The organism is Allobosea sp. P1_A7 (assembly GCF_056406775.1).
Map to the genome: position 1 here is coordinate 21,655 of NZ_JBFTZN010000066.1, position 26,442 is coordinate 48,096.

27 protein-coding genes and 2 riboswitches are annotated in these 26,442 nt (G+C 65.8%); of the genes, 18 read left to right on the plus strand and 9 right to left on the minus strand.

The window, feature by feature from the left end:
* Window positions 1–8: 8 nt before the first annotated feature.
* Both cydB and ypfJ read left to right on the plus strand, forming a co-directional pair.
* On the plus strand, window positions 9–1,013 hold the full coding sequence (cydB, locus tag AC1D34_RS13810; protein ID WP_441488930.1) for a cytochrome d ubiquinol oxidase subunit II: 1,005 nt from the start codon (window positions 9–11) through the stop codon (window positions 1,011–1,013).
* 109 nt (window positions 1,014–1,122) lie between these two features.
* On the plus strand, window positions 1,123–2,004 hold the full coding sequence (gene ypfJ / locus AC1D34_RS13815; RefSeq protein WP_476824515.1) for a KPN_02809 family neutral zinc metallopeptidase: 882 nt from the start codon (window positions 1,123–1,125) through the stop codon (window positions 2,002–2,004).
* Between the two features lie 102 nt (window positions 2,005–2,106).
* Here ypfJ and AC1D34_RS13820 read toward each other — a convergent pair whose 3' ends face one another.
* Complete coding sequence (locus tag AC1D34_RS13820; protein ID WP_441488929.1) at window positions 2,107–2,595, minus strand: glycosyltransferase family A protein; 489 nt, start codon at window positions 2,593–2,595, stop codon at window positions 2,107–2,109.
* A 127-nt stretch (window positions 2,596–2,722) separates the two neighbouring features.
* Here AC1D34_RS13820 and AC1D34_RS13825 point away from each other — a divergent pair, with 127 nt between their 5' ends.
* The 3 genes from AC1D34_RS13825 (at window position 2,723) to AC1D34_RS13835 (ending at window position 5,828) form a co-directional block, all read left to right on the plus strand.
* Window positions 2,723–3,790, plus strand: coding sequence for a radical SAM protein (locus AC1D34_RS13825; RefSeq protein ID WP_476824516.1), 1,068 nt, complete (start codon window positions 2,723–2,725; stop codon window positions 3,788–3,790).
* Window positions 3,791–3,841: 51 nt separating this feature from the next.
* Window positions 3,842–4,453 carry a ribonuclease HII gene (gene rnhB / locus AC1D34_RS13830; protein ID WP_476824517.1) on the plus strand — a complete coding sequence of 204 codons (612 nt, stop codon included), beginning with the start codon at window positions 3,842–3,844 and terminating at the stop codon, window positions 4,451–4,453.
* Between the two features lie 190 nt (window positions 4,454–4,643).
* Window positions 4,644–5,828 (plus strand): DNA methyltransferase, encoded by a 1,185-nt coding sequence (locus AC1D34_RS13835; protein WP_476824527.1) that lies wholly within the window; start codon window positions 4,644–4,646, stop codon window positions 5,826–5,828.
* Here AC1D34_RS13835 and mutY read toward each other — a convergent pair.
* Window positions 5,803–6,891, minus strand: a complete 1,089-nt coding sequence (gene mutY, locus AC1D34_RS13840) for an A/G-specific adenine glycosylase (RefSeq protein WP_441488926.1) — start codon at window positions 6,889–6,891, stop codon at window positions 5,803–5,805. The two genes, AC1D34_RS13835 and mutY, sit on opposite strands and share 26 nt — an antisense overlap.
* 80 nt (window positions 6,892–6,971) lie before the next feature.
* Between mutY and AC1D34_RS13845 the strand changes: the two genes are divergently transcribed.
* From AC1D34_RS13845 to AC1D34_RS13895, 11 genes are all read left to right on the plus strand, one after another.
* A complete protein-coding gene (locus tag AC1D34_RS13845; protein ID WP_476824528.1) occupies window positions 6,972–7,568 on the plus strand; it encodes a demethoxyubiquinone hydroxylase family protein in 597 nt (198 codons plus the stop codon).
* 12 nt (window positions 7,569–7,580) lie between these two features.
* On the plus strand, window positions 7,581–8,144 hold the full coding sequence (locus AC1D34_RS13850) for a GNAT family N-acetyltransferase (protein ID WP_441488925.1): 564 nt from the start codon (window positions 7,581–7,583) through the stop codon (window positions 8,142–8,144).
* A 48-nt stretch (window positions 8,145–8,192) separates the two neighbouring features.
* Window positions 8,193–8,675 carry a DUF721 domain-containing protein gene (locus tag AC1D34_RS13855; protein ID WP_441488924.1) on the plus strand — a complete coding sequence of 161 codons (483 nt, stop codon included), beginning with the start codon at window positions 8,193–8,195 and terminating at the stop codon, window positions 8,673–8,675.
* A gap of 104 nt (window positions 8,676–8,779) precedes the next feature.
* The gene (locus AC1D34_RS13860; RefSeq protein WP_441488923.1) at window positions 8,780–9,409 is read left to right on the plus strand and encodes a DsbA family protein; all 630 of its coding nucleotides are present in this window, start codon (window positions 8,780–8,782) and stop codon (window positions 9,407–9,409) included.
* Between the two features lie 42 nt (window positions 9,410–9,451).
* Complete coding sequence (gene smc, locus AC1D34_RS13865; RefSeq protein ID WP_476824518.1) at window positions 9,452–12,907, plus strand: chromosome segregation protein SMC; 3,456 nt, start codon at window positions 9,452–9,454, stop codon at window positions 12,905–12,907.
* Window positions 12,908–13,126: 219 nt separating this feature from the next.
* The gene (locus AC1D34_RS13870) at window positions 13,127–13,474 is read left to right on the plus strand and encodes an AtpZ/AtpI family protein (protein ID WP_113512844.1); all 348 of its coding nucleotides are present in this window, start codon (window positions 13,127–13,129) and stop codon (window positions 13,472–13,474) included.
* A 44-nt stretch (window positions 13,475–13,518) separates the two neighbouring features.
* Window positions 13,519–14,277: a F0F1 ATP synthase subunit A gene (locus tag AC1D34_RS13875; RefSeq protein ID WP_069877479.1), complete on the plus strand. Its 759-nt coding sequence runs from the start codon at window positions 13,519–13,521 to the stop codon at window positions 14,275–14,277.
* Between the two features lie 64 nt (window positions 14,278–14,341).
* Window positions 14,342–14,569 (plus strand): F0F1 ATP synthase subunit C, encoded by a 228-nt coding sequence (locus tag AC1D34_RS13880; RefSeq protein WP_043231023.1) that lies wholly within the window; start codon window positions 14,342–14,344, stop codon window positions 14,567–14,569.
* 80 nt (window positions 14,570–14,649) lie between these two features.
* Window positions 14,650–15,234, plus strand: a complete 585-nt coding sequence (locus AC1D34_RS13885) for a F0F1 ATP synthase subunit B family protein (RefSeq protein ID WP_084651150.1) — start codon at window positions 14,650–14,652, stop codon at window positions 15,232–15,234.
* Window positions 15,235–15,246: 12 nt separating this feature from the next.
* Window positions 15,247–15,723: a F0F1 ATP synthase subunit B family protein gene (locus AC1D34_RS13890; protein ID WP_441488920.1), complete on the plus strand. Its 477-nt coding sequence runs from the start codon at window positions 15,247–15,249 to the stop codon at window positions 15,721–15,723.
* Window positions 15,724–15,911: 188 nt separating this feature from the next.
* The gene (locus AC1D34_RS13895) at window positions 15,912–16,652 is read left to right on the plus strand and encodes a dienelactone hydrolase family protein (RefSeq protein ID WP_476824519.1); all 741 of its coding nucleotides are present in this window, start codon (window positions 15,912–15,914) and stop codon (window positions 16,650–16,652) included.
* A 4-nt stretch (window positions 16,653–16,656) separates the two neighbouring features.
* On the opposite strand, the gene AC1D34_RS13900 is transcribed toward AC1D34_RS13895, so the two are convergent.
* The 7 genes from AC1D34_RS13900 to AC1D34_RS13930 form a co-directional block, all read right to left on the minus strand.
* Window positions 16,657–17,934 carry a L,D-transpeptidase family protein gene (locus AC1D34_RS13900; protein WP_476824520.1) on the minus strand — a complete coding sequence of 426 codons (1,278 nt, stop codon included), beginning with the start codon at window positions 17,932–17,934 and terminating at the stop codon, window positions 16,657–16,659.
* A 130-nt stretch (window positions 17,935–18,064) separates the two neighbouring features.
* Window positions 18,065–19,639 carry an aminomethyl-transferring glycine dehydrogenase subunit GcvPB gene (gene gcvPB / locus AC1D34_RS13905; RefSeq protein ID WP_476824521.1) on the minus strand — a complete coding sequence of 525 codons (1,575 nt, stop codon included), beginning with the start codon at window positions 19,637–19,639 and terminating at the stop codon, window positions 18,065–18,067.
* Window positions 19,639–20,979 (minus strand): aminomethyl-transferring glycine dehydrogenase subunit GcvPA, encoded by a 1,341-nt coding sequence (gene gcvPA / locus AC1D34_RS13910; RefSeq protein WP_476824522.1) that lies wholly within the window; start codon window positions 20,977–20,979, stop codon window positions 19,639–19,641. The genes gcvPB and gcvPA overlap by 1 nt, the downstream gene beginning before the upstream one ends.
* An 82-nt stretch (window positions 20,980–21,061) precedes the next feature.
* Window positions 21,062–21,436, minus strand: a complete 375-nt coding sequence (gcvH, locus tag AC1D34_RS13915; RefSeq protein WP_441488915.1) for a glycine cleavage system protein GcvH — start codon at window positions 21,434–21,436, stop codon at window positions 21,062–21,064.
* Between the two features lie 32 nt (window positions 21,437–21,468).
* The gene (gcvT, locus tag AC1D34_RS13920) at window positions 21,469–22,626 is read right to left on the minus strand and encodes a glycine cleavage system aminomethyltransferase GcvT (RefSeq protein ID WP_476824523.1); all 1,158 of its coding nucleotides are present in this window, start codon (window positions 22,624–22,626) and stop codon (window positions 21,469–21,471) included.
* A gap of 57 nt (window positions 22,627–22,683) precedes the next feature.
* A riboswitch (glycine riboswitch) is annotated at window positions 22,684–22,781 on the minus strand.
* A gap of 4 nt (window positions 22,782–22,785) precedes the next feature.
* A riboswitch (glycine riboswitch) is annotated at window positions 22,786–22,885 on the minus strand.
* Window positions 22,886–22,979: 94 nt separating this feature from the next.
* A complete protein-coding gene (locus AC1D34_RS13925; protein ID WP_476824524.1) occupies window positions 22,980–23,591 on the minus strand; it encodes a hypothetical protein in 612 nt (203 codons plus the stop codon).
* Complete coding sequence (locus AC1D34_RS13930) at window positions 23,588–24,100, minus strand: invasion associated locus B family protein (RefSeq protein WP_441488912.1); 513 nt, start codon at window positions 24,098–24,100, stop codon at window positions 23,588–23,590. The genes AC1D34_RS13925 and AC1D34_RS13930 overlap by 4 nt, the downstream gene beginning before the upstream one ends.
* A 446-nt stretch (window positions 24,101–24,546) precedes the next feature.
* Here AC1D34_RS13930 and coxB point away from each other — a divergent pair, with 446 nt between their 5' ends.
* Together coxB and AC1D34_RS13940 are read left to right on the plus strand one after the other, a co-directional pair.
* Complete coding sequence (gene coxB / locus AC1D34_RS13935; RefSeq protein ID WP_476824525.1) at window positions 24,547–25,431, plus strand: cytochrome c oxidase subunit II; 885 nt, start codon at window positions 24,547–24,549, stop codon at window positions 25,429–25,431.
* Between the two features lie 56 nt (window positions 25,432–25,487).
* A partial coding sequence (locus AC1D34_RS13940; RefSeq protein ID WP_476824526.1) for a cbb3-type cytochrome c oxidase subunit I occupies window positions 25,488–26,442 on the plus strand: 955 nt, incomplete at its 3' end.

Consider the following 26,442-nt stretch of genomic DNA (forward strand, 5'->3'; position numbering starts at 1 on the left):
GAGCTGAGATGGAATGGTATCTCCCCGTCATCTGGGCCGTCCTGATCGGCACGGCCGTGATGCTCTATGTCGTGCTCGACGGTTTCGACCTCGGCATCGCGATCCTCTTCCCGACGACCAGGGACGAGGGCGAACGCGACCAGATGATGAACTCGGTCGCGCCCTTCTGGGATGGTAACGAAACCTGGCTCGTGCTCGGCGGCGGCGGCCTCTGGGTCGCCTTTCCAACCGCCTACGCCATCATCATGCCGGCCTTCTACACACCGATCATCCTGATGCTGCTGGCGCTGATCTTCCGCGGGGTCGCCTTCGAATTCCGCTGGGTCGCCAAGCCGCATCACAGGAAATGGGACATTGCCTTCTGGCTCGGCTCGACCCTTGCGGCCTTCGCTCAGGGCCTCGTGCTCGGTGGCTTGATCCAGGGCATCACCGTGAGCAACCGCGAGTTTGCCGGCGGCCCCTTCGACTGGCTGACGCCGTTCTCGGTGATGTGCGGGGTCGGCGTCGTCGTCGGCTACGCGCTGCTCGGCGCGACCTGGCTCGTTTTCAAGACGGAAGGTGCCGTCGCGGACAGGGCACGGCACCAGGCGAAATGGCTGCTGCTCGGTCTGATGGCTTTCGCGGTGATCGTCTCGCTGTGGACGCCCTACGCACATCCGCGCATCGCCGCGCGCTGGTTCACGCCGTCCAACCTGCTGCTGCTCTGGCCATTCCCGGTCCTGACGGCGTTCTGCGGCTATATGGTCTGGAAGCGGCTGCACGGGCAGCACGAATTCACGCCCTTTGCCTTCACCATCGCGATCTTCCTGCTCTGCTTCCTGGGACTCGCGATCTCGAACTATCCCTATCTGGTGCCCCCGAGCCTGACGATCTGGGATGTGGCCGCAGCGCCGTCCTCCCATATCTTCGTCCTGATCGGCGTCTGCTTCCTGCTGCCGATGATCCTGTTCTACACGGCCTTCGTCTACTGGACCTTCCGCGGCAAGGTGAGGGCCGACAGCGGCTATCACTGAGGTAGCAGGAAGAACCTGGGGAACCACCCGCGCGCGAGCCGGTTGACGAATAGCTTGAGTTCCGGGCCTCTCTCCACGAGATTGCTCGGGACTAGACGGGGACTCCGCCATGCGTTGGGAAGATTATCGCCAGTCCGAGAATCTCGAGGACAGGCGCAATGGCGGCGGCGGCTTCGCGGGGCTTCCCGGCGGGCGCGGCGGTGTCGSCATCGGAACCATGGTCGTGCTCGGCCTTGTCGGCTGGGCGCTCGGGATCGATCCGCGCATCCTGATCGGTGGCGCCGAAATGCTCGGGGTCGGGCGCAGTGCTCCGACCCAGGAGAGCCGCCCGGCCTCAGGCCCGCCGCAGGATGAAATGGGCCGCTTCGTTTCGGCGGTGCTGGCGCAGAACGAAGATATCTGGACCAAGATCCTGCCGCAGCAGGCGAACCGCCGCTACGAACCGCCGAAGCTCGTGCTGTTCTCGCGCATAGATCGCTCGGGGTGCGGCACGGCACAGGCAGCGATGGGGCCGTTCTATTGCCCCGAAGACAAGAAGGTCTATCTCGACCTCTCCTTCTTCCAGGAGATGCAGCGCAAGCTCGGCGGTGGTGGTGACTTCGCCTATGCCTATGTGATCGGCCACGAGGTCGGCCATCACATCCAGAACCTGCTCGGTATCCTGCCCAAGGTGAACCAGCTGCGACAGCGCATCTCGGAGCGCGAATCGAATGCGCTGTCAGTGCGGGTCGAGCTGCAGGCGGACTGCTTCGCCGGCGTCTGGGCGCATAATGTCCAGGCGATGGGCCGAATCGACCAGGGCGATGTCGACGAGGCGATGCGGACGGCGGCGGCGATCGGCGATGACCGGCTGCAGCAAGCCTCGCAAGGCGTGGCCGTGCCCGATTCCTTCACCCACGGCTCGTCGGCGCAACGCACACGCTGGTTCACGACCGGCTTCAAGTCCGGCTCGCTGCAAAGCTGCGATACCTTCCGGACGAACCAGCTTTAGATCATCGGACCCGATCCCGTATCCGGTCCGATCTCACCTTCTGGGGTTGCGTCGGCTTTCCCCGAATACCGCGATCCACCTTTCGGGCCGATCCCTTGCGTCTCAGGATACGGCACGCTCCCGGCGCACCGAGAGACGCCGCGGCGCGGCATTCAGCCGCCCGGCCAGAACCAGTCCCTTCGGCACCACAAGGCCGGCCCGCAGCCGACGCGGGCCGAATGACAGCGCGGCGCGCTCCTTGAGCCCCGCAGCAACCCCGCTCAGCGGCAACAAGGCCGGCCTGTCGGGCGCCAGCAGCAGATGGCGCTCGGTCGCCTGAATCCAGTTTGGCTGCAGGATGTCCCCGGCGCTCAACAGAAGCAGCCAATCGCCGCGCGCCTGTGCGGCACCGGCATGCCAGCTTTCAGGCACGGCCGCCCTGACATAGGTCGCACCCGTCGCATCGGCGAGGCGTTCCACCTCCCCCTCACCATCCGCATCGACGACCACGGCATGGCCGAGGAAACCTTCGGCAACGGCCGGGATCAGCACGGAAAAAGTCGCAGCGAGTGCTCTGGCCGGTCCGTCGGCCCTGATGACGGCTGTAAGCATGGCCCATTGATTATGGCGCAGCGCAACATGCCGCAATCCCGCCACTTGCATTTTGTTCCCTATATGTTCACATTAATGGTCACGGAAACGCCGATTCTTACGGCCCTCTCAGGAACGGCTCAGCGCCATGCAGCAAGCCAGACCCAGTTCGCGACCGATCGCAGCCCAGCCGCTCAGGCGGCATGACGGCGAAACCCTGTCGGCATCCGCGCGTGTCGCTCCGGCCGAGCCCCTCGCCTATGCCGGCCACCGCATCGATCCGGAACGACGGCGCGGGCGCGGGGCAACGATCAATCCAGGCGGACGCTTCGAGACCGAGCAGCGCGTCGCCGAAGATGATGGCTGGGGCTCTCTCGGCGAATTACCAGCCTTCAAGACGGAAGTCGCGATTGAGAAAGCGCGCACGATCATCACGCGGAATGATTCGCCGGATATTTCGTTCGATCGCTCGATCAACCCCTATCGCGGCTGCGAACATGGCTGCGTCTACTGTWTCGCGCGGCCGAGCCATGCCTATCTCGGGCTTTCGCCCGGGCTCGATTTCGAGAGCAAGCTGACAGCCAAGCCCGACGCCGCGCTGCTGCTCGAGAAGGAATTATCGGCACCGTCCTACCAGCCGCGCACCATTGCGATCGGCACCAATACCGACGCCTATCAGCCGATCGAGAAGAAGCTGCGGATCATGCGCTCGATCCTGGAGGTGCTGGCGCGCTTCCGCCACCCGGTCGGCATCGTCACGAAATCGGCACTGGTGCAGCGCGACATCGACATCCTGGCGCCGATGGCAGCGCAGGGCCTCGCCAAGGTCGCGATCTCGGTGACGACGCTCGATCCCAAGATCGCGCGCGGTATGGAGCTCCTCGACGCCGCCAAGGCCGCCGGGGCGCGCGAGGCCGGTTACGTGCTGCTGCGGCTGCCGCTGGAGGTGAAGGATCTCGTCCAGGACTGGCTGCTGACCCACCATCCAGACAAGCTGCGCCATGTCGTTTCGCTGATCCGCTCGACACGCGGCGGCAAGGATTACGACTCGGCCTGGGGCCAGCGTCAGGTCGGTTCCGGTCCCTATGCCTGGATGATCGGGCGGCGCTTCGAAATGGCGGCCGAACGGCTCGGCTTCAACGCGACGCGATTGCGGTTGCGCAGCGACCTCTTCCTGAAGCCGGAAAAGGAAAAGGCACAGCTCAGCCTGTTCTAGACGACGGCCTTCCGGCATAAGCCCGGCAACGATTTCTTTCCTGGACCGGGCATGGCCGCCGATTTCAGCCGCGAGACGCACGCAATTGAGCAAGGATTCTGGCCGTTGGCCGGCGTCGACGAGGTCGGACGCGGGCCGCTGGCCGGGCCGGTGGTCGCGGCTGCCGTCATTCTCGACCCCGACCTGATTCCGGCTGGCCTCGCCGATTCGAAGGAACTCAGCGCYGCAAGGCGCGAAGCGCTGTTCGGGGAGATCGCCAAAGCCGCGCTCGGTATCGGGATCGGCAGCGTCACAGCGCAGGAGATCGACGCGCTCAACATCAGGCAGGCGACGCTGCTCGCCATGAAGCGCGCGGTTGCCGGTCTGCCTGTCCAGCCGCGGCATGTGCTGGTCGATGGCAACGACCCTCCCACTCTGCCCTGCTCCTGCGATGCGATCATCAAGGGCGACGGCAGCGTGGCCTCGATTGCGGCCGCATCGATCATCGCAAAGGTGACCCGCGACCGGATGATGGCGCGCCTGGCGACGCATTATCCGGCCTATGGTTTTGCCGGGCATGCCGGATATGGCACGGCCGCGCATCGCGCCGCGATACAGACCCACGGCCCGTGCCCGGAGCACCGTTTTTCCTTCGCGCCGATCAAGGGCGTCTGGCGGCGCTGAGCGGTTGTGCGATGCCCGCGACACGTTAGCCGTTTCTTAACACCCGATCCGGATTCAGCTGGTTTGCCAACGCACTAGGCAAAAACTGCAGCCCCAAAACGAGACGCATTTTTTTCAACCCGGAAACCCGGCTTTTACCCTGACTCCCCCAAGATCGCGACTGTTGAAGTTGCGTAAATGGTTCGGCGTCATGGGTACCTCGCGTACCGGGACTGCCAGCGCCGCCGTCCGGATTCAGGTTTCGCGTACCGGACGGCCTGCGCTGCAGTCTCGGATGAAGGCTTCRAGCCTTTCATTTGATCTTCCGCTCGATCAGGTCGTCGTCGGCGACTGCATCGCCGCGCTCGACCGCCTGCCTCCGGCAAGCGTCGACCTCGTCTTCGCGGATCCACCCTACAATCTTCAGCTTGGCGGCGATCTCCGCAGGCCTGACGACAGCCTCGTCGATGCCGTCGACGACGACTGGGACAAGTTCGCCTCCTTCGCCGAGTATGACGCCTTCACGCGAGCCTGGCTGACCGCCTGCCGGCGGGTGCTGAAGCCGGACGGCGCAATGTGGGTGATCGGCTCCTATCACAACATCTTCCGCGTCGGCGCGATCCTGCAGGATCTCGGCTTCTGGATGCTGAACGACATCGTCTGGCGCAAGGCCAACCCGATGCCGAACTTCCGCGGCCGGCGCTTCACCAACGCGCATGAAACACTGATCTGGGCCGCGCGCGGCGAAAGCTCGAAATACACCTTCCATTACGAGGCGTTGAAGGGCGGCAATGACGACCTGCAGATGCGCTCGGACTGGTATCTGCCGCTCTGCACCGGCGAGGAACGTCTGAAGGACGCGTCCGGCGCCAAGGTGCATCCGACTCAAAAGCMGGAGGCCCTGCTGGCCCGCGTCATGCTTTCGGCCAGCAACCCCGGCGACGTAATCCTCGATCCGTTCTTCGGCACCGGCACCACGGGTGCCGTCGCGAAAGCTCTCGGTCGGCGGTTCATCGGCCTTGAACGCGACCCGGTCTATGCCGAGGCGGCGCGCAAGCGCATCGCCGCTGTCCAGCCATTGCCGCCCGAATCGTTTTCCACCGCGCCTTCGAAGCGCAGCGAACCGCGCGTGCCCTTCCTCAGCCTGGTCGAGGCCGGGCTGGTCAAGGCCGGTGAGAGTGTCGTCGACGAGAAACGCCGCCACAAGGCGACGATCCGGGCCGATGGCACGCTGTTGCTTGGCCCGGCTGTCGGCTCGATCCACAAGGTCGGAGCGCTGGCCCAGGGGTTACCCGCCTGCAATGGCTGGACCTTCTGGCATGTCGAGCGCCCGGAAGGGCTGACGCTGCTCGATTCACTGCGCGGCGAGATCAGGGCGCAGATGGCAGCGGCCTGAGCGCCTCGAGCCCTGCCTCGAGCGCTTTCAGGAAGACCGCCGGGAACGGCTCGTCACGGAGCCGCGCCAACGGAGTGAAGCGGGAACCTTGCGGCGCCGGCGTCGCCCGCGGGGCACGCGCGACAAGGACCGTGAGCTCGAGCGGAAAATGGGTGAAGACATGGCGAATGGGCGTTGCCAGCCTGCGCCACTGCGCCGGAAGCGGAGCATCCTGCAAAGCGTCAGCTAGGCGGTAATCCGGGCTCCATTGGCCGGTCGGCACCTCCGCCATGCCTCCAAGCAGCCCCTTGGCCGGGCGCGTCCGCAGCAGAACCGCGCCATCCTCGCGTAGCAGCACGAAGGCAGCCCCGTAGCGGGTTGCCCCGGTCTTCTTCGCCGCCTTCCGCGGAAAGGTCTCCTGTGTCCCCGCCGCCCGTGAGACGCACGGCGCCTGCCACGGACAAATGCCGCAGGCTGGCGAGCGCGGCGTGCAGATCGTGGCGCCGAGATCCATCAGTGCCTGCGCGTAATCGCCCGGTCGTTCCGACGGCAACAGGGCCAGGGTGCGCTCCTTGATCAAGGGCTTGGCCCCCGGCAAAGCATCCTCGATTGCAAAGAGACGGGTCATGACGCGCTCGACATTGCCGTCAACCGCAACCGCTGGCCGGTTGAAGGCAATGGCTGCGACAGCGCCTGCCGTATAAGTTCCGATGCCCGGCAGTTCGCGCAGGCCTTCCTCGGTATCGGGAAAGCGACCCGCGTGCAGCGCCGAGACCGCCTTGGCGCAGGCATGCAGATTGCGAGCCCGCGAGTAATAGCCGAGGCCGGCCCAGGCCTGCATGACATCCTCGCTCGGCGCGTCGGCAAGGGCTCCAACCGTCGGGAACCGTGCCATGAACCGTTCGAAATAGGGCTTCACTGCCGCGATCGTGGTCTGCTGCAGCATGATCTCCGAGACCCAGACGCGATAGGGTTCGGCCCTCTCGCCGGGCAAGGCCCGCCAAGGCAGGACACGGCGGTGGCGATCGTACCAGTCCAGGAGATCGGCAGCCTCTGGCACGGGCGGTCGCGTTGCGAGGTTCATGGCCCCGGTTTAGCGTGCCGCCCCCCAACCGCAAGATGCTAACGTCCAAGATGCTAACGTCATTGAGCTCCCGCGATCACATGTCCATATCGCCGGAGAGCCCTTCACCCCGCGACGCTCTCACGATCAAGCGGATCGTGCGCGTGAACCATGCCGGGGAATACGGCGCGATCCGCATCTACTCCGCGMAGATCGCAGTGGCGAAGCGGCTCACGCCCGACATCGTCCCGGCTTTGCAGCAGATGCTCACCGACGAAATCGACCATTGCGCCAGGTTCTATGCGGCCATGCCGGCACGCGGTTCACGTCCCTGCCGGATCATGAAGCTGTGGAGTCTCGGCGGCTCGCTGCTCGGCTTGATGACGGCATTGATGGGGCGACGCGCGATTTGGGTTTGCACCGCAGCGGTGGAAGAGACCGTACACCGTCATCTCGATGAACAAATGCATTTCCTACAGGGCCGAGACGCCGATCTCCACGCCGTCATCAACAGCATCCGCGAGGAAGAGCTGGCGCATCTTCATCATGCCGAAATGCAGCTCGGCAGCGAAGCAAGACACTCGCTGCAGACCATGCTGCAATCCGCCATTGCGATGGTGACCGAAATTCTGATCTGGCTATCGACTTGGGGGGATTCCACCCGCATGACACGCGCGCTGCGGCAAGCGCGCTCGTAACGGCGAACGACCATGTCGACAGCAACGCAAGCCATCCCCGCCCTCGAAACGCGCCGCCTGGTTCTCAAGCCGCTGACGCTCGATGACGCACCAGCGATCCAGGCGCTGTTTCCGCGCTGGGAGATCGTGCGCTATCTCACCAGGCGGGTGCCTTGGCCCTACCCGCCCGACGGCGCGCTCGCCTATCTGCATGAGGTCGCCTTGCCAGCGATGGCACAGGGCACGGAATGGCACTGGAGCCTGCGGCTGAAGAGCGAGCTCGGCCAACTCGTCGGCCTGATCTCGCTCAGGGAGGGCGAGGACGAGAACCGCGGCTTCTGGCTCGGTCTGCCCTGGCAGCGACAAGGGCTGATGAGCGAAGCGGCCGCCGCCGTCACCGATTTCTGGTTCGATGTCCTCGGGCGTTCGGTGCTGCGCGTGCCGAAGGCCGCCGACAACACCGCGTCCCGCCGCATCTCCGAGAGCGGCGGCATGCGCGTCATCCGGACCGAGATGCGCGATTATGTCGGCGGCCGGCATCTTTCGGAAATCTGGGAGATCAGCGCCGAGGAGTGGCGACGTCACCGCAACAGCTGATAGAGCTTCGGCCCTTGTCGCGCCGATGCGCCGGCCCCAGAATAGAGCATGGCTGCCAAACCCCTCGCCGACCTGATCGATGACTGCCTTGCGCCGGCGCTCGCCGCCCAGGGTTTTGCCGGGCGCGCCATCGTCTCGCTCTGGCCGGAGATTGTCGGCGAGCGGCTGGCAGCACGATCGCGGCCGCTCAAGATCGATTGGCCGCGCCGACGCCCGGCGCCCGGCGAGACATCGGAACCGGCGACGCTCGTCGTGCGCGTCGAGGGCGCCTTCGCGCTCGACATGCAACAACTCGGGCCCGTGGTCCTGGAGCGGGTCAACACCCATCTCGGCTGGCGGGCCGTCGGCAAGCTCGTGCTGAAACAGGGCCCGGTCGAGGCCCCGCAGCAGAAACCGGTTCCTCCGCCGCCCGACCCGGCCCTCGTCGGGCGGATCGCCCAGCAGGTCGCCCATATCGAAGACCCGGGGCTCCGGGCCGCGCTGGAACGGCTCGGCCTGGGCGTCGCTCAGAAATCCGCCACCACGAGATGACACGGCTTCGTGAGGAAGCCGTCATTCCCCGCGAACCGATCTTGCCACATTCGTGTTRGCCACTATGGTCCCGACACCGATTTGGCCCCTTAGGATATTGCACGATGACGAACAGGCGACAGCTTCTGACCGGCGCGGCCGGGATCGCAGCCGCCGCGATGCTGGGTTCCGCTCCGGCCCGGGCGCAATCCGCGACTGCCGACCTCGCTGTCGCCGGCCCGCTGGGCGATGTCTGGCTCGGCAAGCCCGACGCCAAGGTCACCATCATCGAATACGCCTCGCTGACCTGCAGCCATTGCGCGAGCTTCCACCGCGATACCTGGCCGGCGCTGAAGGCGAAATATATCGACACCGGCAAGGCGCGCTTCACCCTGCGCGAATTCCCGCTCGATCCGCTGGCGACGGCGGGCTTCATGCTGGCTCGCTGCAACGGCAACGACAAATACTACCCGATGTCGGATCTGCTGTTCGATCAGCAGCGCAACTGGGCTTTCACCGAGAAGCCGGTCGATGCGCTGGCCGCGATGGTGAAGCAGGCCGGTTTCACACAGGAATCTTTTGAAGCCTGCTTGAAACGGCAGGATATCTATGACGCCGTCACGCAAGTGAAGGATCGCGGGGCCAAGGCTGGCGTCGACTCGACGCCGACCTTCTTCATCAACGGGCAAAAGCGTGCAGGTGCGCTTTCGATCGCGGAATTCGACAAGATCCTCGAGCCGCTGCTGGCCGGCTAAGCCCACGCGCCATCCTGCCACCCTGGACGATGAGGCGCGTCGATGCATCTGACGCGCCTCAAGCTGACCGGCTTCAAGACCTTCGTCGAGCCGTCCGAGTTCCTGATCGAGCCAGGCCTGACGGGAATCGTCGGCCCCAATGGCTGCGGCAAGTCCAATCTCGTCGAAGCCCTGCGCTGGGTGATGGGCGAGAGTTCGTTCAAGAACATGCGCGCGTCCGGCATGGACGACGTCATCTTCGCCGGATCCTCCGAACGTCCCGGCCGCAACATGGCCGAAGTCGCGCTCACCCTCGACAATAGCGACCGCAAGGCTCCCGCGGCCTTCAACGATACCGATGTCCTCGAAGTGACCCGCCGGATCGAGCGCGAGGAAGGCTCGACCTATCGCGTCAATGGCAAAGAGGTGCGCGCCCGCGACGTGCAACTGCTCTTTGCCGATGCGGCGACCGGAGCCCGCTCGCCGGCCCTGGTGCGGCAGGGGCAGATCAGCGAACTGATCGCCGCCAAGCCGCAATCGCGTCGCCGCATCCTTGAAGACGCCGCCGGCATCGCGGGCCTGTACAGCCGCCGACACGAGGCCGAACTCCGACTCAGGGGGGCGGAAGAAAATCTGACGCGGCTGGAAGACGTGCTTGGCGAGATCGGCACGCAGGTCGACGCCTTGCAGCGGCAGGCGCGGCAGGCCGGGCGCTATCGCAGCCTTGCCGCCGACATCCGCCGCGCCGAGGCGACGCTCGCCCTGATCGCCCATCGCGACGCACGCGAACATGCGGCCGCTGCCGATCGGGCCCTGGAAGCGGCGGTCCGCGGCGTTGCCGAACAGACAGGCATCCAGGCCGAAGCGGCGCGCCGTCAGGCGGTGGCGGCGCATGCGCTGCCGGCGCTACGCGAGGCCGAGGCCGCCGCAGCCGCCGCCCTGGTCAGGCTGAAGCGCGGCCTCGATGAGCTCGAGGCGGCAAACAGACGCGCCAAGCTACGCGCAGACGAGCTTGGCAAGCGCCTGACCGAGTTGCAGAGCGATCTGACGCGCCAGGACAGGCTCGCCGACGATGCCGCCGAAAGTCTCGCGCGGCTGACCGGAGAGGATGAGACGCTTGCCGGCGAAGCCAGCGCGGCCACGACCGTGGGAGAGGCTGCAGGAGCCTCGCTGGCCGAGGCTGAAGCGATCCTGCTTCAGGCAGAGGGTGAGCATTCCACGGCACAGGCAAGATTGTCGGAATTCGCGGCCCGCCGCGACGCCATGGAGCGGACGCTCCGTGACGCCCGGAACCGCGAGGCCAGGAATGTCGCGGAGCAGGACAGGTTGCGTCGCGACCTTGCCGCGCTCGACGCAGATGATGCCGCGGCTCAACTCGACAGGCTGACGGGCGCGCGTGCTCAGGCCGAGGAGACCATGCTGGAGATGGATTCGGCGGCAGCCAGCGCAAGAGCTGTTCTGGGTGCAGCCCGAGAAGAAGAGACCCGGCTGCGCGCGCCGCTGGCCGAGGCAGATCGCGCAGCCCAGCGCCTCGACACGGAAATCCGCACGCTGCAGAAACTTCTGGCACCGGCGGCCGGCGATCGCTGGCCGGCGATCCTCGAAGCGATCAGCGTCACGAAAGGGTTCGAGACCGCACTTGGTGCGGCCCTTGGCGACGATCTCGACGCCGCCTCCGACACTGCTGCCCCGGCTCATTGGCGCGACATGGGCAATGCTGCGGGGGACCCTGCCCTTCCCGATGGCGCCGAGGCGCTGGCCCGGCATGTGCGCGGTCCGCAAGCCCTGGCGCGGCGCCTGGCCCAGGTCGGCATCGTGCCGCGCGAAGAGGGCGCGAGGCTTCGCGCCTCGTTGCAGCCCGGCCAGCGCCTGGTCTCACGCGAAGGCGACATCTGGCGCTGGGACGGCTTCACCAGCGCGGCGGAGGCCCCGTCCCCAGCGGCCCGCCGCCTCGCCGAAAAGAATCGCCTTGGCGACCTCGAACGCGAGGCGGAGGCCGCGCGCAAAGCTGCAGAGATTGCGGGGCAGGGCCTCGATACCGCCACCAAGACGGTTCGCGCCTCCGCGCAGGCTGAAACGGCCGCCGTCGAAGCCGTGCGGCTCGCCCGCCGCGATCTGGATCAGGCCCGAGAGCGGCTCGCAAGCGCCGAGCGCAAGGCCGGCGAGACAGCCGCGCGCCGCTCGGCTCTCGATGAGGCCGTCGCCCGCCTGGGCCAGGCGATCGCGGAAGCGACGACCCAGGCTTCTGCAGCCGAAGAGGCGCTCGCCGCGCTGGCGCCGGCGACCGAGCTCGAAAGCGTCCTCCTGAAGGCGCGCGCCGTCCTCAGTGAACAGCGCGCAGCCGCTTCTGATGCGCGTGCCCGCGTCCAGACCCTGGCGCGAGAGGCGGAGCTTCGCGAGCGACGCCGCGCCACGATCTTCGTCGATATCCGGGCCTGGCAGGAACGAGCCAGGGCGAGCGCCCAGACCGCTGACGAGACGAAGCGGCGCATCGCGACTGCGGAGATCGAGCGCAAGGCGCTGCTCGACGCACCGGACACCTTCCTGGTCGAGCGCAGGCGCCTGGTCGGCGAGATCGAGGCGGCCGAGACGGCACGCCGCGAGGCGGCTGACCGCCTGGCCACGGCGGAGACCGCCCAGGCTGAGGCCGATCGGCTGGCCAGAGCGGCCCTGGAAACCCTCTCTGGTGCACGCGAGGTCCGCGCCTCCGCCGAGGCGCGCCTGGAGGCAGCCCGACAGCGCCTGGTCGATGTGGAGCGGCAGATCGAGGACGGGCTCGAGACAGGGCTCGCCGGGCTCCAGGAACTGACTCTGATCAAGCCGGGCGAAGCGCTGCCGAATCCCGCCGAAATCGAAGGTCGCCTCGCAGGCCTGAGGACCGAACGCGAACGTCTGGGCGCTGTGAACCTGCGTGCCGAGGATGAGCTCGTCGAAATCCAGACCAAGCGCGCGGGCCTGACAGGGGAGCGCGACGACCTGAGCGAGGCGATCCGGCGCCTGCGCCAGGCCATCGGCGCGCTGAACCGCGAAGGCCGCGAGCGGCTGTTGGCCGCGTTCGAGGTGGTGCACGAACACTTCCAGCGTCTGTTCGGCATCCTGTTCGGCGGTGGCACGGCCGAGCTCCGGCTGGTCGACTCGGAGGATCCTCTCGAGGCGGGGCTGGAAATCTTCGCGCGCCCCCCGGGCAAAAAGCCGCAGGTGATGACCCTGCTCTCCGGCGGCGAGCAGGCCCTGACCGCGACCGCCCTGATCTTCGCCGTGTTCCTGACCAACCCCTCGCCGATCTGCGTGCTCGACGAGGTCGACGCGCCGCTCGATGACGCCAATGTCGAGCGCTACTGCGATCTGCTCGACGATATGGCCCGAAATACCGAGACGCGCTTCATTTTGATCACCCACAACCCCATTACCATGGCGCGCATGGAACGGTTGTTCGGCGTGACCATGGCCGAGCGAGGGGTCAGCCAACTGGTCTCGGTCGACCTCGCAACAGCGGAACAAATCCGCGAAGCCGTCTGAAAAAAAGCCACATTCGGGTTCGCAATGCGGCAAGAATGCCGCACAAAGCACTAATATCAAATAATTTCAACAACTTAACACCAATCCCCATGCCTTGACAGTCGCCGGAGCGGACAATAAAGGAAACGCGCTGACAACGGCTCGGCCTGCGGGTCCGGACAGGTTCGTGGCAATTTCGGACGCGGTCGTGGCCATGACACGGTCGGCAGGGAGTTGCTGATGTCTGAATCCGACCCGAACGGCTCCGATCCGAAGTTGCGGGAAAGACTGGACTCGCTGAAGGCCGCCCTCGGGCGTGCTGAAGCCGCCGAAAAGGCGGATTCAGAGAAGGCGGGTCCCGACAAAGCGCTTGCTGGCGCGATGTCATCAGGTTTTCGCGCAGCCACGGATATGGCTGGCGGCGTTATCGCTGGTGCCCTGATCGGGTATTTCGGCGACCGGTGGTTGGGAACGTCGCCGTTCCTGCTGATCGCCTTCCTGGTGATCGGAACCATCGCCGGCCTGCGCTCCGCCTATCGGCTCGGAACGCGCCCTTCCTCACCGAAGGGCGGCGAACCGGAACGTTGAATGTGTTTGCAGTGCCCCGAACCGGGGCAATTTAGGGGTGACTTATGGCGGCTGGCGGCGGAATCGATCCGATCCACCAATTCGAGATCAAGCCGATCCTGGGCCTGCGGCCGTTCGGCCTCGATCTGTCCTTCACCAATGCTTCGCTGTTCATGGTGGTGGCCGTCGCGGTGATCTCCGCCATCATGATCTATGGCTCCAGCCAGCGGGCGACGGTTCCAGGCCGCCTGCAGTCGCTCGCCGAGATGCTCTACGAGTTCGTCGCGTCCACCATCACAGGCGTGATGGGTCGGGACGGGATGCGCTTCTTCCCCTTCGTGTTCTCGCTCTTCATGTTCGTGCTGACCGCGAACATGCTCGGCATGGTCCCGGGTTCGTTCACCGTCACCAGCCAGATCATCGTGACGGCGGCCTTCGCCTTCCTCGTGATCACCGTCGTGCTGGTCTACGGAATCATGAAGCATGGCAGCCATTTCTTCGGCCTGTTCGTGCCGTCAGGCGTGCCGGGCTGGCTGCTGCCCTTCATGGTCCTGATCGAAGCCGTCTCCTTCATGTCCCGGCCGATCTCGCTCAGCCTGCGCCTGTTCGGCAACATGCTGGCCGGCCACATCGCGCTCAAGGTCTTCGGCGGCTTCGTCGTCGCCCTGACCGGCGCAGGCATCTACGCCACACTGGCGCCGCTGCCGCTGTTCCTGGCCGTCGCGCTGACCGCGCTTGAGTTCCTCGTCGCTTTTCTGCAGGCCTATGTCTTCACGATATTGACCTGCGTCTATCTCAACGACGCTCTCCATCCGGGACACTGACCGGGCGAGCTCGCGAGACTTCACCCTTCCACCACTCTCAACTGTTTTACATCGGAGAAAGACTATGGATCCCGTCGCAGCTAAGTATATCGGCGCTGGTCTCGCCAGCCTCGGCATGGGCCTCGCCGCTATCGGCGTCGGCACCATCTTCGGCAACTTCCTGTCCGGCGCCCTGCGCAACCCGTCGGCTGCCGACGGTCAGTTCCCGCGCGCCTTCATCGGCGCGGCGCTCGCGGAAGGTCTCGGCATCTTCGCGTTCGTCGTCGCGCTCGTTCTGCTCTTCGTCGTCTGACGAGCATTCACTGCGGCTCCGCAGGCGTTATCATGCGCCGCGGAGCCGTCATTCGTTGACGCAACCTTCAGAGGCGTTCCATGCAGGTTCGCGCTTCCCGCGCACAGCGCATCGGGGTCGTATCAGCCGCCGCCAGCGTTATGGCGGTTTCGGCCGACACGGCGTTCGCGAAGGGCGCTTTCCCCCCCTTCGACCCGACCTTCTTCGCCAGTCAGATCTTCTGGCTCGCGATCAGCTTCGGTGCGCTCTATTGGCTCATGTCGCGGATCGCCCTGCCGCGTGTCGGCGAGGTTCTGGCCGAACGCAGCACGACGATCGCTCGCGATCTCGACCAGGCAACCGAGATCCACGCCAAGGTCGAGGCCGTCGCCAAGGACCATGAGCAGGCGCTCGCCGAAAGCCGCCGCAACGCCCAGGCCATCGCTCAGGAGGCTCGCACCGCCAGCGCTCGCGAGACCGATGCCAAGCGTCACGCGACCGAAGCGGAGCTCGGCGCCAAACTCGCAGCCGCCGAGAAGACAATCGCGGATCGCAAGACCGCCGCGATGAAGCATGTCGAGACGATCGCTGCCGGCGCTGCCGCCGAGATCGTCGGCAAGCTGACGGGTCAGAGCCCCACCGACGCCGAGACCGCTGCCGCGGTCAAGTCCGTCCTGAGCGCCTGAGGAGACCGAACCATGGATACCGTCTGGGTTGCGGTTGCCCTCGTCATCTTCCTCGGCATTCTGGGGTATTTTGGCGTCCACAAGTCGCTTCTGAGCGCACTCGATTCGCGCGGCGAGAAGATTGCCCGCGAGCTTTCCGAAGCCCGCCGGCTGCGTCAGGAGGCTGCCAAGCTGCTCGCCGAGTACGAGGCGAAGCGCAAGGCTGCCGAAGGTGAAGCCGAGGCGATCGTCGCCGCAGCCAAGGACGAGGCGATCCGCCTTGCCACCGAGGCTGAGGAGAAGCTCGCCGATTTCGTCACCCGCCGGACCAAGTCCGCCGAGGACAAGATCGCGCAGGCCGAGATGGAGGCTGCCGCGGAAGTCCGCGCTGCCGCCGCCGAGGCCGCTACGCTGGCCGCCGAAGGCATCCTGCGCAGCCAGATGGGCGGCAAGGCTGCCGAAAGCCTGTTCGCGACCGGTCTGAAGGAAATCAAATCCAAGCTGAACTGAGCGATCAGTTCAGCCAGGGAATGCGACGCCGCGAACCTCCGGGTTTGCGGCGTTGTCGTTTTCACATCCTGCGCGCGCCGGATTCGGCCGAGCACATAGAACCTCGCCGAGATGGAGGCCCCATCCTGATCGCTCGCCTGGCACTGGCCACGATCGTTGTGCTCGCCTGCGCCATGCCGGCCCGCGCGATGGAGGAGGTCTCGTTCTCGTCACGCGACGGCACCGTCCTGACCGGCTGGATTGCCAAGCCCGCTGGAACAGGCCCCTTCCCCGCCGTGGTTGCCCTGCACGGCTGCAGCGGCCTCTGGCGAGCCTCTGGAGGGCTTAGCGCACGCGAGAGCGACTGGAGTGCCAGGCTGGTCGCTGCTGGCTTCCTCGTGCTCCTGCCCGACAGTTTTCGCCCGCGCGGGATCGTCGCGCTTTGCAATGACCGCGAACGTGCGCTGCGGCCGGCGGATCGCGCCAGCGATGCCCTCGGCGCCGCCGACTGGCTCGCCCGTCAGCCCTTCGCCAAACCCGCCGGGATACATCTGATCGGCTGGTCGAATGGCGGCTCGACAGCGCTCCATGTCGCCGCCGATCGCGCGGCCGCGGGCCCCGGAGGGTTTCGGGCGATCATCGCCTTCTATCCTGGCTGCAGGGTCCTGCTGAAACGCGGCTGGCGCGCTCGGGTGCCGACGACGATCCTTCAGGGACTGGCAGATGACTGGACACCAGCGGCGCCCTGCGAGGCGCTGGCACGGCAAGGCGGAGCGCGCTTCGTGGGCTTCGCCGGCGCCTATCACGATTTCGACCATCCGGACCTGCCGCTCCGGGAGCGCCGCGCGGCCTATTCGCAGCGCCCGGACGGCAAGGTGACGATCGGGACGGATGTCGCGGCGCGCGCCCAGGCCATCAGCGACGTGATGGCGATCCTCCGGGCGCCCTGACGCCTCAGTTGACGGCGGTGACCGCCTTCACAGTCGCGGCCCTGGCAGGGGCTGCAACCGGGCTCGGAGCAGCCGGTGCCGGACGCGCCTCGAGCTTGGCGGGCTGTACTTTCGGCTTGGGTTTGCGCGCCTGGATCGTCGATGTGACGATGCCCTGCGGCGTGTCCAGCCCATAGATGTCCTCGCGGAACTGGACCAGCCCATCGGCGCCCTGCCAGCCGGTCAGATAGACCCAGGCCACGGGCACCGCCTTCTTCAGCCGGATGTCCTTGCGCTCGCCCTTGGCGATCTCGGCCACGATCGCTGGCTCGGTCCACTCGGTGCCTTCGAGCAACCAGGCGGCGAGGTCGCGCACCCCTTCGATGCGCGCACAGCCGGAAGAGTTGAAGCGAACATCCGAACGGAACAGCGTCTTCTTCGGCGTGTCGTGCATGTAGACCGCCTCGGTATTCGGCATGTCGATCTTGAGCTGGCCAAGCGCGTTGAGCGGTCCGAAATCCTGCCGAACGGTGAAATACGGCGAGGTCAGGCCTGCCCAGTTCACGGTCGCCGGATCGATCTCCCGATTTTCTGCTCCGAGAAGGCGCATGTTCGACTTCACGATGAAGTCGGGCTCCTTGCGCATCTTGGGGATGATGTCGGCCTTCACGATCGAGGTCGGCACGGTCCAGTAGGGGTTGAGGTTCACCGAGGTGATATTGGCCTGGAGCACCGGCGAGGGTCGATCGGGGCGACCGACAACCGCGAGATGCTTGCGCTGGACCACGCCGTTCTCGACCGCCTCGACGCTGGCGCCGGGGATGTTCACGACGACATAGCGCTCGGCAAAGACGAAGCCGTTGCTCTTCAGCTGCTCCAGGGTCGCGGTCAGCTGGTTCAGCCGGACTTCAACGGGAACGTTCAGCGCCTTGAGCGTCAGGCGGCCGACCGTTCCGAGATCGGACAGGCCGTGACGAACCTGGAAGCGCTTCACGGCTGCGATCGTCGCAGCGTCATAGATGTCGCCGGGCAAGGCCGTCGGCGGCAGATCTCCGCTCAACATCAGGCGCTGCTTCAGTGCGACGACATCAGGCCCCTGCGAATCCGGCTTCAGGGCGGAGACACTGCCGGCGAGCCTGGGCCAGCCACCACGCGACGCGATCTCCTCATGGGTGATCAGCGCCTCAAGCGTGCGGTCATAGGTGTTGGGGCCGTAGCTCGGCTCCTGTGCACGCGCGATGCCGACCGTCAGAACGAGCGCGGCAACGGCAACTGCGGAGCTCCGGACAAAAGAGCGATACATCGACTGTTCCCAAGGTGCGAAAACACGCACCGAGGAAATCATCCTCGCACATGGTCAAGGAATGCTTAAGACCGCGAGGGGATATGACGATAGGGCAGCATCCGATCGCTGCCCTATCGATCAAGCATCCTTACTCAGCCGCAGCTGCAATCGGCTCCGGCTTCACCCATTTCAGGATCGGCTGCCGGGCAGCGCGCGTCTCGTCGAGACGGCGGATCGGGGCATGGTGCGGCGCCGCGGTGAAGCGGGCCTTGTCATTGCCCTTCGCGGCCATGGCCAGATCGCGCAGCGTCGCAATGAAGAGGTCGAGCGAGGCCTTAGATTCCGACTCGGTCGGCTCGATCAGCATCGCGCCATGGACGACCAGCGGGAAATACACGGTCATCGGGTGATACCCCTCGTCGATCATCGCCTTGGCAAAGTCGAGCGTGGTGACGCCGGTGCCCTTCAGCCACTCATCGTCGAACAGCGCCTCGTGCATCGAGGGGTGGTCGGGGAACGGCAGCGACATCAGGTCGGACAGGCCGGCGCGGATGTAGTTGGCGCTCAGCACCGCATCCTCGGAGGCCTGCTTCATGCCGTCGGCGCCATGGCTCAGCATATAGGCGAGCGCACGCACATACATGCCCATCTGGCCGTGGAAGGCGGTCATGCGGCCGAAGGGATCATTGCCCGCCGGCGCGTCGCCGGCGTGCTCCACGAGCCGCGCCGCACCACCCTCGACATGGATGAAAGGCACCGGCGCATAGGGAGCCAGCCTGCTCGACAGCACGACCGGACCGGCGCCTGGGCCGCCGCCGCCATGCGGCGTCGAGAAGGTCTTGTGCAGGTTGATATGCATGGCGTCGACGCCGAGGTCACCCGGCTTCGCCTTGCCGACGATGGCGTTGAAGTTCGCGCCGTCACAATAGAAATAGGCGCCGGCCGCATGCAGCGCAGCCGCGATTTCGACGATCTGCGGCTCGAAGATGCCGCAGGTATTGGGGTTGGTCAGCATGATCGCGGCAATGTCCGGCCCGAGCAGGGCCTTCACGTCCTCGACCGCCACCGTGCCGTCCGGGCGCGCCGGGACGGACCGGACCTCGAAGCCGATCAGCGCCGCGGTCGCCGGGTTGGTGCCGTGCGCCGATTCCGGCACGAGCACGACCTTGCGGGTCTCGCCCTCGCCCTTGGCGGCAATGGCGGCCTTGATCGCCATCATGCCGCAGGCCTCGCCATGGGCACCGGCCTTGGGCGACAGCGCCACGGCCGGCATGCCGGTCAACGTCATCAGGTACCGCGCGAGCTCCAGCATCAGCTCGAGCGCGCCCGGCACGGTCGAAAGCGGCTGGAGCGGATGGACGTCCGAGAAGCCCGGCAGCCGCGCCATCTTCTCGTTGAGGCGGGCATTGTGCTTCATCGTGCAGGAACCGAGCGGGAAGAGCCCGGTGTCGATGCCGTAGTTCTTCTGGCTCAGTCGCACGTAGTGACGCATCGTCTCCGGCTCGGAAAGTCCGGGCAGGCCGATGCCGTCCTTGCGCGCATGCTTGCCGAGGCGGCTCTTGAACGGCGCCGGCTTCTCGATATCGACGCCGGTCGTCTCATGATGGCCGATCTCGAAGATCAGCGGTTCGATCTGCTGCAGCGCGCGATTGCCGGTGAAGGTCTCGCGGCCATGATCCACGGAGGAAGCAGCCTGGGTGGGACGTCCCTGACGGTTCAGCATCACAGCACCTCCACGAGCGCCGCCACGAAGGCCGCCCGATCCTCATCCGTGTTGATCTCGGTATTGGCGACGATCAGCAGATCGTCGAGCCCGGCTCCCGGCAGCAGGCGCGAGGCCGGCACCCCGCCAAGCACGCCCCTCTCGGCCAACGCCTCGACGACCTCGGCCGCCGGCTTCGACAGCTTCAGCGTGAACTCGTTGAAGAAGCTGTCGTTGAGCAGCTTCACCCCCTTCACGCCGGCCAGCATGTCGGCCAGCTTCACGGCATTTGCGTGATTGAGCTCGGCCAGACGCGCGTGCCCGGCCTCACCGAGCAGGGTCATGTGAATGGTGAAGGCCAGCACGCAGAGGCCGGAATTGGTGCAGATGTTCGACGTCGCCTTGTCGCGCCGGATGTGCTGCTCGCGGGTCGAGAGCGTCAGCACGAAGCCGCGATGTCCGTCGGCATCGACGGTCTCGCCGCAGAGCCTGCCCGGCATCTGGCGCAGATATTTCGTCTTGGCGGCGAAGAGGCCGACATAGGGACCACCGAAGTTCAGCGCATTGCCGATCGACTGGCCTTCCCCGACGACGATATCGGCGTCCATCGCCCCCGGAGACGTGACCGCGCCTAGCGACACGACCTCGGTGAAGACGGCAATCAGAAGCGCACCATGGGCATGGGCCTTGTCGGCGATCGGCTTCAGGTCGCGGAGATTGCCGAAGACGTCCGGAGACTGGACGACGACGCAGGATGTTTGATCGTCGATCTGTGCGAGGATGTCCTCGTTAGCGGCGACATCGGGCGCCAGCGCCACGACCTCGTCGCTCGCCATGCCGGACAGGGTCTTCACCACATCGGTGTAGTGGGGATGCAGCCCCCCCGACAGGACCGCCTTGCGGCGCTTGGTGACGCGGTGAGCCATCAGCACGGCCTCGCCGGTCGCGGTCGAGCCGTCGTACATTGAGGCGTTGGCGACCTCCATGCCGGTCAGCGCGGCGATCTGGGTCTGGAATTCGAAGAGGTATTGCAGCGTGCCCTGCGCAATCTCGGGCTGATAGGGCGTGTAGCTGGTCAGGAATTCCGAGCGCTGGATCAAGTGATCGACGGTCGCCGGAACATGGTGCTTGTAGGCGCCTGCACCCACGAAGAACGGAGCCGCGGAGGCTGCGACATTCCTGGCCGCCATCCGGCCCATGATGCGCTCGACCTCGAGTTCACCCTTGGCGCGCGGCAGGTCGAGCGGAGCCTTCAGCAGCTTTCCGGTGGGCACGTCGCTGAACAGGGCGTCGATATCGGGAACGCCGATGCGCGCGAGCATGTCCTCGCGGTCGGTGTCGGTGAGGGGCAAATAGCGCATCGGGGTTTCCTTGATCATTCCAGGTCCGGGCGCAGCGCGCGCCCGGCACCGGACATTCAGGTCATGGGCAATGAATCGCTGCTCACAGCGTCTTCACGTAGTCCTGGTACTCGGCCTCGCTGAGCAGGCCCTCGAGCTCGGCAGGATTGGTCAGCTTCAGCTTGACGAACCAGCCCTTGCCGGCCGGGTCCTCATTGACCGCGCCAGGCGCAGCCTCGAGCTCGCTGTTGACGGCGACAATCTCGCCCGAGACCGGGGCATAGACCTCGGACGCGGCCTTGACGCTCTCCACCACAGCGGCCTCGCCGCCCTTGGCGACCGCCTTGCCGACGGAAGGCAGCTCGACGAAGACGACATCGCCGAGCTGGCCCTGGGCGTAGTCGGTGATGCCGATGGTGCCGGTGTCACCCTCGATGCGGATATACTCGTGGTCCTTGGTGTAWCGGGTCTCGGCCATGATGGTCCTCCAGATCAGGATAGGGTCGGGAATCAGCGCTTGTAGCGGTTGGGCACGAAGGGCATCGGCGCGACGGTCGCCGCCAACGGCTTGCCGCGCACGATCAGGTCAAGGCGCGTGCCGGGAGCCGCGTGGGCCTTTGCGACATACCCCATCGCGCAGGGCGCGTTGAGCGTCGGGCCGAAGCCGCCGGATGTGACTTTGCCGACGATCTCGCCTTCCGGCGTCGCAATGTCGGCGCCTTCGCGGGCAGGAGCGCGGCCCTCGGGCAGGAGCCCGATGCGGACGCGCGAAACGCCTTCCGCGAATTCGCGCTGGATGCGGGCCGCTCCCGGGAAGCCGCCTTCCTCGCGCCGCCGCTTCTGGATCGACCAGTTCAGTCCGGCCTCGACCGGCGAGGTCGTGGTGTCGATGTCGTGCCCGTAGAGGCAGAGCCCGGCCTCGAGGCGCAGCGAATCGCGGGCACCGAGTCCGATCGGCTTGACGCGCGGATCGAGCAGGAGCGCGTCCCAGATCTCGCCGATCCTGTTTGCCGCGGCAGAAATCTCGTAGCCGTCCTCGCCGGTATAGCCGGAGCGGCTGAGATTGGCCTTGACGCCCGCCACCTTCATGCTGCGCGCACTCATGAAGCCCATCTCGGCGGCCTCGGGCGCCAGCGCGGCGAGCGCTTCAGCGGCAGCAGGCCCTTGCAGCGCGATCAACCCGCGATGTTCCGCGCGGACGAGCTTCACATTGGCCGGCAGGCGCGCCTCGATATGGGCGTAGTCGGCCGTCTTGCAGGCCGCATTGACGATGAGGAGGAGAGCACCGTCCTCGTCGGGCTCGCTGGAGCGCGTGACCATCAGATCGTCGAGGATGCCGCCATTCTCATCGAGGAGCTGCGAATAACGCTGCTTGCCGGGAGCGAGGTTGACGATGTCGGCGGGGACCAAAGCCTCGAGCGCGCGCGCGGTGGTCTCGTGATCGGGCCCGAGCAGAAAGGCCTGCCCCATATGCGAGACGTCGAAGAGCCCGGCCTTCTCGCGCGTCCAGTTATGCTCGGTGAGAATACCCGTCGGGTACTGCACCGGCATGTCATAACCGGCAAACGGCACCATGCGGGCACCGAGCATGACATGACGGGAATGAAGCGGGGTCTTGAGCAGCGCCTCGGCGCCTGCGGCATCAGCTTCAACGGCTTCGGCAGCCATGGCGGCCCCTTCCAGAATCGAGCGCAAGCCCCGGACGGAATGTCCGGAGCGCGCCCCCTCTGTCTTGGAACCTGAGAGATTTCCCCGAACCGGCAGGATCAGCCGGACAGGTTACACCCGTCGGTGGGCGGAGTTGCATCCGCCGCTTTCCAGAGCGCCAATTCCCACGCGGTCCGTTTGCCTGAGCGTTTCCGGGGCGGTTGCGCCTTCGGCGCCGGGCCTGGACAAGTCCGGGCCCGGTCTCTCCCGCGGGGATGATGCGGCGTCAGCACAGATACAAGACGCCGCCTTCGAGTCAATCGGCGCCTTGCCTCAGTTCACGGCAAACGCCGGCGCCATTCGCGGCGGCAAGGCTACCGGCGCCGCGCGCGAGCCGGCGCCGCAGCACCAGCGGTGTTGAGGCCGACGATGATCTCGACGTCGCCCTTGCCCGGCGGGACGACGATCCCGTCCTCGACATGGGTGAAGTCGGTTCCGCCCTGGCCGGAGGGGATCGTGCCGCCGACACGCGCCGCACGGCGTGCAACGACGGTCGTCCCGCGCAGGACCTCCGTGCTCATCGACGCATAATAGCTGCCGGGGCCACCGGCCGGACCAGCCAACACACGGCCTTCGGCACCCACCTTCAGCCTGAAGCCGCCACCGCCCGTCGGCGTGCACTCGCGCGCCACGTTCAGGATCGAAATCTGGTGCCGCAGGCTACCGCTATCGGGGCCGGACTGGGCGCGAATGGCAGCGCCACCATCGGCAATGGTCACGCTCGGGCAGACGAAGTCCGCCTCCTGATCAACCAGCGGCTTCTCCACCGGCGGAGGCGGCTTGGTCGACTGGAACATCACGATATTGCTCAGCGTCTGCATGCCGCTCTGCTCGCCCGCGGGCGAGCGCGAACCGCAGCCGGCAAGGCCAAGGCACAGCACAGAAGCAGCCAGCATAGTCAGCCGGCGAGGCATCACGTCATTCACGGCAAGGTCTCCACGCCAGGCCCGAATCCGGAAAGCGAGACGGGGATACCCACGCCCTCCTCCGGCGTCTGAAATACGATGAATGTGGCGCTTTTTCCGGCCTTGAGCTGGCCGAGAAGCGTATCGTCCATCACCACCTCGGCAACGCAGCCCGTGGTCAGGCAACGAACGAAGCCAGCGCGGCCGATGTCCTTGTCGTCGATCTTGAGACCGAGCCCCGACGGCAGCAGCACACCGAGGGGCGCCACGACACGCAGAAGCCGGCTCTTCTGGTCGGCCGTCTTCAGCACGATGACCAGCAGCGTCAAATTCGGCCGATCCTCGGCCGCGACATTCTGCACGAGCGCGCATTGCTCGGCCTTGGCGCCAGGCGGCACCTCGCAGCGCAACTGCCAATCGCCATGCGTCGACTTCACAGCGCCCTGGGCGAAAGCCACGCTGCTCGAACCCAGACATACGCCCACGGCCGCCAGCGCAGCCGCGAAGACAGGTCCGATGAACTTGCCCATCCCCGTCATTCCCTTCAAACCGGCACGAATAGCCGGACATCGCCCCCTRAAGCCGGATCGCCCTTGCAGGAATCGTTCGTCCGATTCCGACAAAACCGCCATCCGTCTCTAATCATATTCGAGAGGGCGATCCATGTTTTGAGGGATGCCAGAAGGGCTTCCACACAAAACAATCACGCTCCGAATGTGCCTGCGTTGGGACCATGCAGACCCCGCCCTGTCAAGGACAGAGCCACAACGGAAGCACTTCTTGAGGCCGAGACCTCGCGTGATTATGCCGCACGGGCTGCGTGGAAGGCCTGCATTGCCCCTCTGGCGCAAGCGTGATCTTTGATTTATCGCAATGCCGAAGAACGAGGCGGGCCGATCAGCCGGCCTCGTTGCGCGTGGGCCGCATAGACAAGGACAGCGGGCCGCGACGGGATCACAGGAGCTATGTCGGACCGATGCGATTTCTGAGCAGGACCATTGCAACAGTGGCCGCAGCGGCCCTCGCCGCGGGCGCGACGACGCTTCTTCCTGAAAGTGCGCTGGCCGGCACCGGCATGCCTTCGCCCTGGCAGATGAATCTGCAGGGCGCCGCCACCGAAGTCTCGGAATACATTCACTGGTTCCATGACTGGCTTAACGTGATCATCTTCACGATCTCGATTTTCGTGCTGGGGCTGCTGATCTATGTCGCGTGGCGCTTCAACGAGAGGAAGAACCCCGTCCCCTCCAAGACGACGCATAATGCGCTGCTGGAAGTGGCTTGGACGGTCATCCCGGTCCTGATTCTCGTCGTCATCGCCATTCCCTCCTTCCGCCTGCTCAAGCTCCAGCTCGAGATTCCGCAGTCGGACCTGACCGTTAAGGTCACCGGCAAGCAGTGGTACTGGTCCTACGAATATCCGCAGGACGGCGGCGCCTTCGGCTTCGATTCGCTGATGCTCGACGAAAAGCAGCGCGCCGAAGCGATCGCCAGCAACAAGATCGCCGCAGCCGAGTCTCCGCGCCTGCTCGCTGTCGACAACGAGGCGGTCGTGCCGGTCGGCAAGGTCGTGCGCGTCCAGGTCACCGCGGCCGACGTCATCCACAAGTTCACCGTGCCGTCCTTCGGCATCAAGATCGACGCCATCCCCGGCCGTCTCAACGAGACCTGGTTCCGCGCCGATCGCGAAGGCATCTATTATGGCCAGTGCTCGTTCATCTGCGGGCAGAACCACGCCTATATGCCGATCGCGTTCCGCGTCGTGAGCGCCGAGCGCTATGCGGCCTGGCTTGCCGAATCGAAGAAGAAATTCGCCAGCGCCGGCGACGCCGCCGGCAAGGTCGCCGCCGCGGCCGAGTGAACGAACCAGATCTGACTGAACTCACGCGAACAGATTTCGCACGAGGAGACGAATCCATGGCAACTGCGGCTCCGGGCGCCCACGCCCACGCACACGGACATGATGACGCCCACGCCCACCCGACCGGGTGGCGGCGCTGGCTGCTCTCGACCAATCACAAGGACATCGGGACGCTCTACCTGACCTTCTCGATCATGGCTGGTCTGGTCGGCGGCTTCCTCTCGATCATGATGCGCATCGAGCTGCAGCAGCCCGGCCTGCAGATCTTCGCCAACGGCCAGAGCTACAACGTCTTCGTCACCGGCCACGGCCTGATCATGATCTTCTTCATGGTCATGCCCGCCGTGATCGGCGGCTTCGGCAACTGGTTCGTGCCGCTGATGATCGGCGCGCCGGACATGGCCTTCCCGCGCATGAACAACATCTCGTTCTGGCTGACCGTCGCCGGCTTCGTGCTGCTGGTCATCTCGATGTTCGTCGAAGGCGCGCCTGGCGCCCATGGCGTCGGCACGGGCTGGACGATCTATCCGCCCTTCTCGTCGGCAGGCCACCCAGGTCCTTCGGTCGATTTCGGCATTCTCGCGCTTCACCTCGCGGGCGCTGCCTCGATCCTCGGCGCGATCAACTTCATCACCACCATCCTGAACATGCGCGCGCCTGGCATGACCATGCACAAGATGCCGCTGTTCGCCTGGGGCGTTCTGGTCACCGCCTTCCTGCTGCTGCTGTCGCTGCCCGTGCTCGCCGGMGCCATCACCATGCTGCTGACGGACCGCAATTTCGGCACCACCTTCYATGACCCGGCCGGTGGCGGCGATCCGGTGCTCTACCAGCACCTGTTCTGGTTCTTCGGTCACCCCGAAGTGTACATCATGATCCTGCCGGCTTTCGGCATCGTCAGCCACATCATCTCGACCTTCTCGAAGAAGCCGATCTTCGGCTATCTCGGCATGGCTTATGCGATGGTGGCGATCGGCGTCGTCGGCTTCATCGTGTGGGCGCACCACATGT

What these genes read in the sequence shown, in the direction of transcription:
- AC1D34_RS13880 (WP_043231023.1), top strand. Translation starts at nt 14,342, where the DNA reads ATGGATCCCGTCGCAGCTAAGTATATCGGCGCTGGTCTCGCCAGCCTC.
- smc (WP_476824518.1), top strand. Translation starts at nt 9,452, where the DNA reads ATGCATCTGACGCGCCTCAAGCTGACCGGCTTCAAGACCTTCGTCGAG.
- AC1D34_RS13850 (WP_441488925.1), top strand. Translation starts at nt 7,581, where the DNA reads ATGTCGACAGCAACGCAAGCCATCCCCGCCCTCGAAACGCGCCGCCTG.
- mutY (WP_441488926.1), bottom strand. Translation starts at nt 6,891, where the DNA reads ATGAACCTCGCAACGCGACCGCCCGTGCCAGAGGCTGCCGATCTCCTG.
- AC1D34_RS13885 (WP_084651150.1), top strand. Translation starts at nt 14,650, where the DNA reads ATGCAGGTTCGCGCTTCCCGCGCACAGCGCATCGGGGTCGTATCAGCC.
- gcvPA (WP_476824522.1), bottom strand. Translation starts at nt 20,979, where the DNA reads ATGCGCTATTTGCCCCTCACCGACACCGACCGCGAGGACATGCTCGCG.
- AC1D34_RS13860 (WP_441488923.1), top strand. Translation starts at nt 8,780, where the DNA reads ATGACGAACAGGCGACAGCTTCTGACCGGCGCGGCCGGGATCGCAGCC.
- coxB (WP_476824525.1), top strand. Translation starts at nt 24,547, where the DNA reads ATGCGATTTCTGAGCAGGACCATTGCAACAGTGGCCGCAGCGGCCCTC.
- AC1D34_RS13875 (WP_069877479.1), top strand. Translation starts at nt 13,519, where the DNA reads ATGGCGGCTGGCGGCGGAATCGATCCGATCCACCAATTCGAGATCAAG.
- AC1D34_RS13900 (WP_476824520.1), bottom strand. Translation starts at nt 17,934, where the DNA reads ATGTATCGCTCTTTTGTCCGGAGCTCCGCAGTTGCCGTTGCCGCGCTC.
- gcvT (WP_476824523.1), bottom strand. Translation starts at nt 22,626, where the DNA reads ATGGCTGCCGAAGCCGTTGAAGCTGATGCCGCAGGCGCCGAGGCGCTG.
- AC1D34_RS13930 (WP_441488912.1), bottom strand. Translation starts at nt 24,100, where the DNA reads ATGGGCAAGTTCATCGGACCTGTCTTCGCGGCTGCGCTGGCGGCCGTG.
- cydB (WP_441488930.1), top strand. Translation starts at nt 9, where the DNA reads ATGGAATGGTATCTCCCCGTCATCTGGGCCGTCCTGATCGGCACGGCC.
- AC1D34_RS13820 (WP_441488929.1), bottom strand. Translation starts at nt 2,595, where the DNA reads ATGCTTACAGCCGTCATCAGGGCCGACGGACCGGCCAGAGCACTCGCT.
- AC1D34_RS13895 (WP_476824519.1), top strand. Translation starts at nt 15,912, where the DNA reads ATGGAGGAGGTCTCGTTCTCGTCACGCGACGGCACCGTCCTGACCGGC.
- AC1D34_RS13870 (WP_113512844.1), top strand. Translation starts at nt 13,127, where the DNA reads ATGTCTGAATCCGACCCGAACGGCTCCGATCCGAAGTTGCGGGAAAGA.
- AC1D34_RS13890 (WP_441488920.1), top strand. Translation starts at nt 15,247, where the DNA reads ATGGATACCGTCTGGGTTGCGGTTGCCCTCGTCATCTTCCTCGGCATT.
- gcvPB (WP_476824521.1), bottom strand. Translation starts at nt 19,639, where the DNA reads ATGCTGAACCGTCAGGGACGTCCCACCCAGGCTGCTTCCTCCGTGGAT.
- AC1D34_RS13855 (WP_441488924.1), top strand. Translation starts at nt 8,193, where the DNA reads ATGGCTGCCAAACCCCTCGCCGACCTGATCGATGACTGCCTTGCGCCG.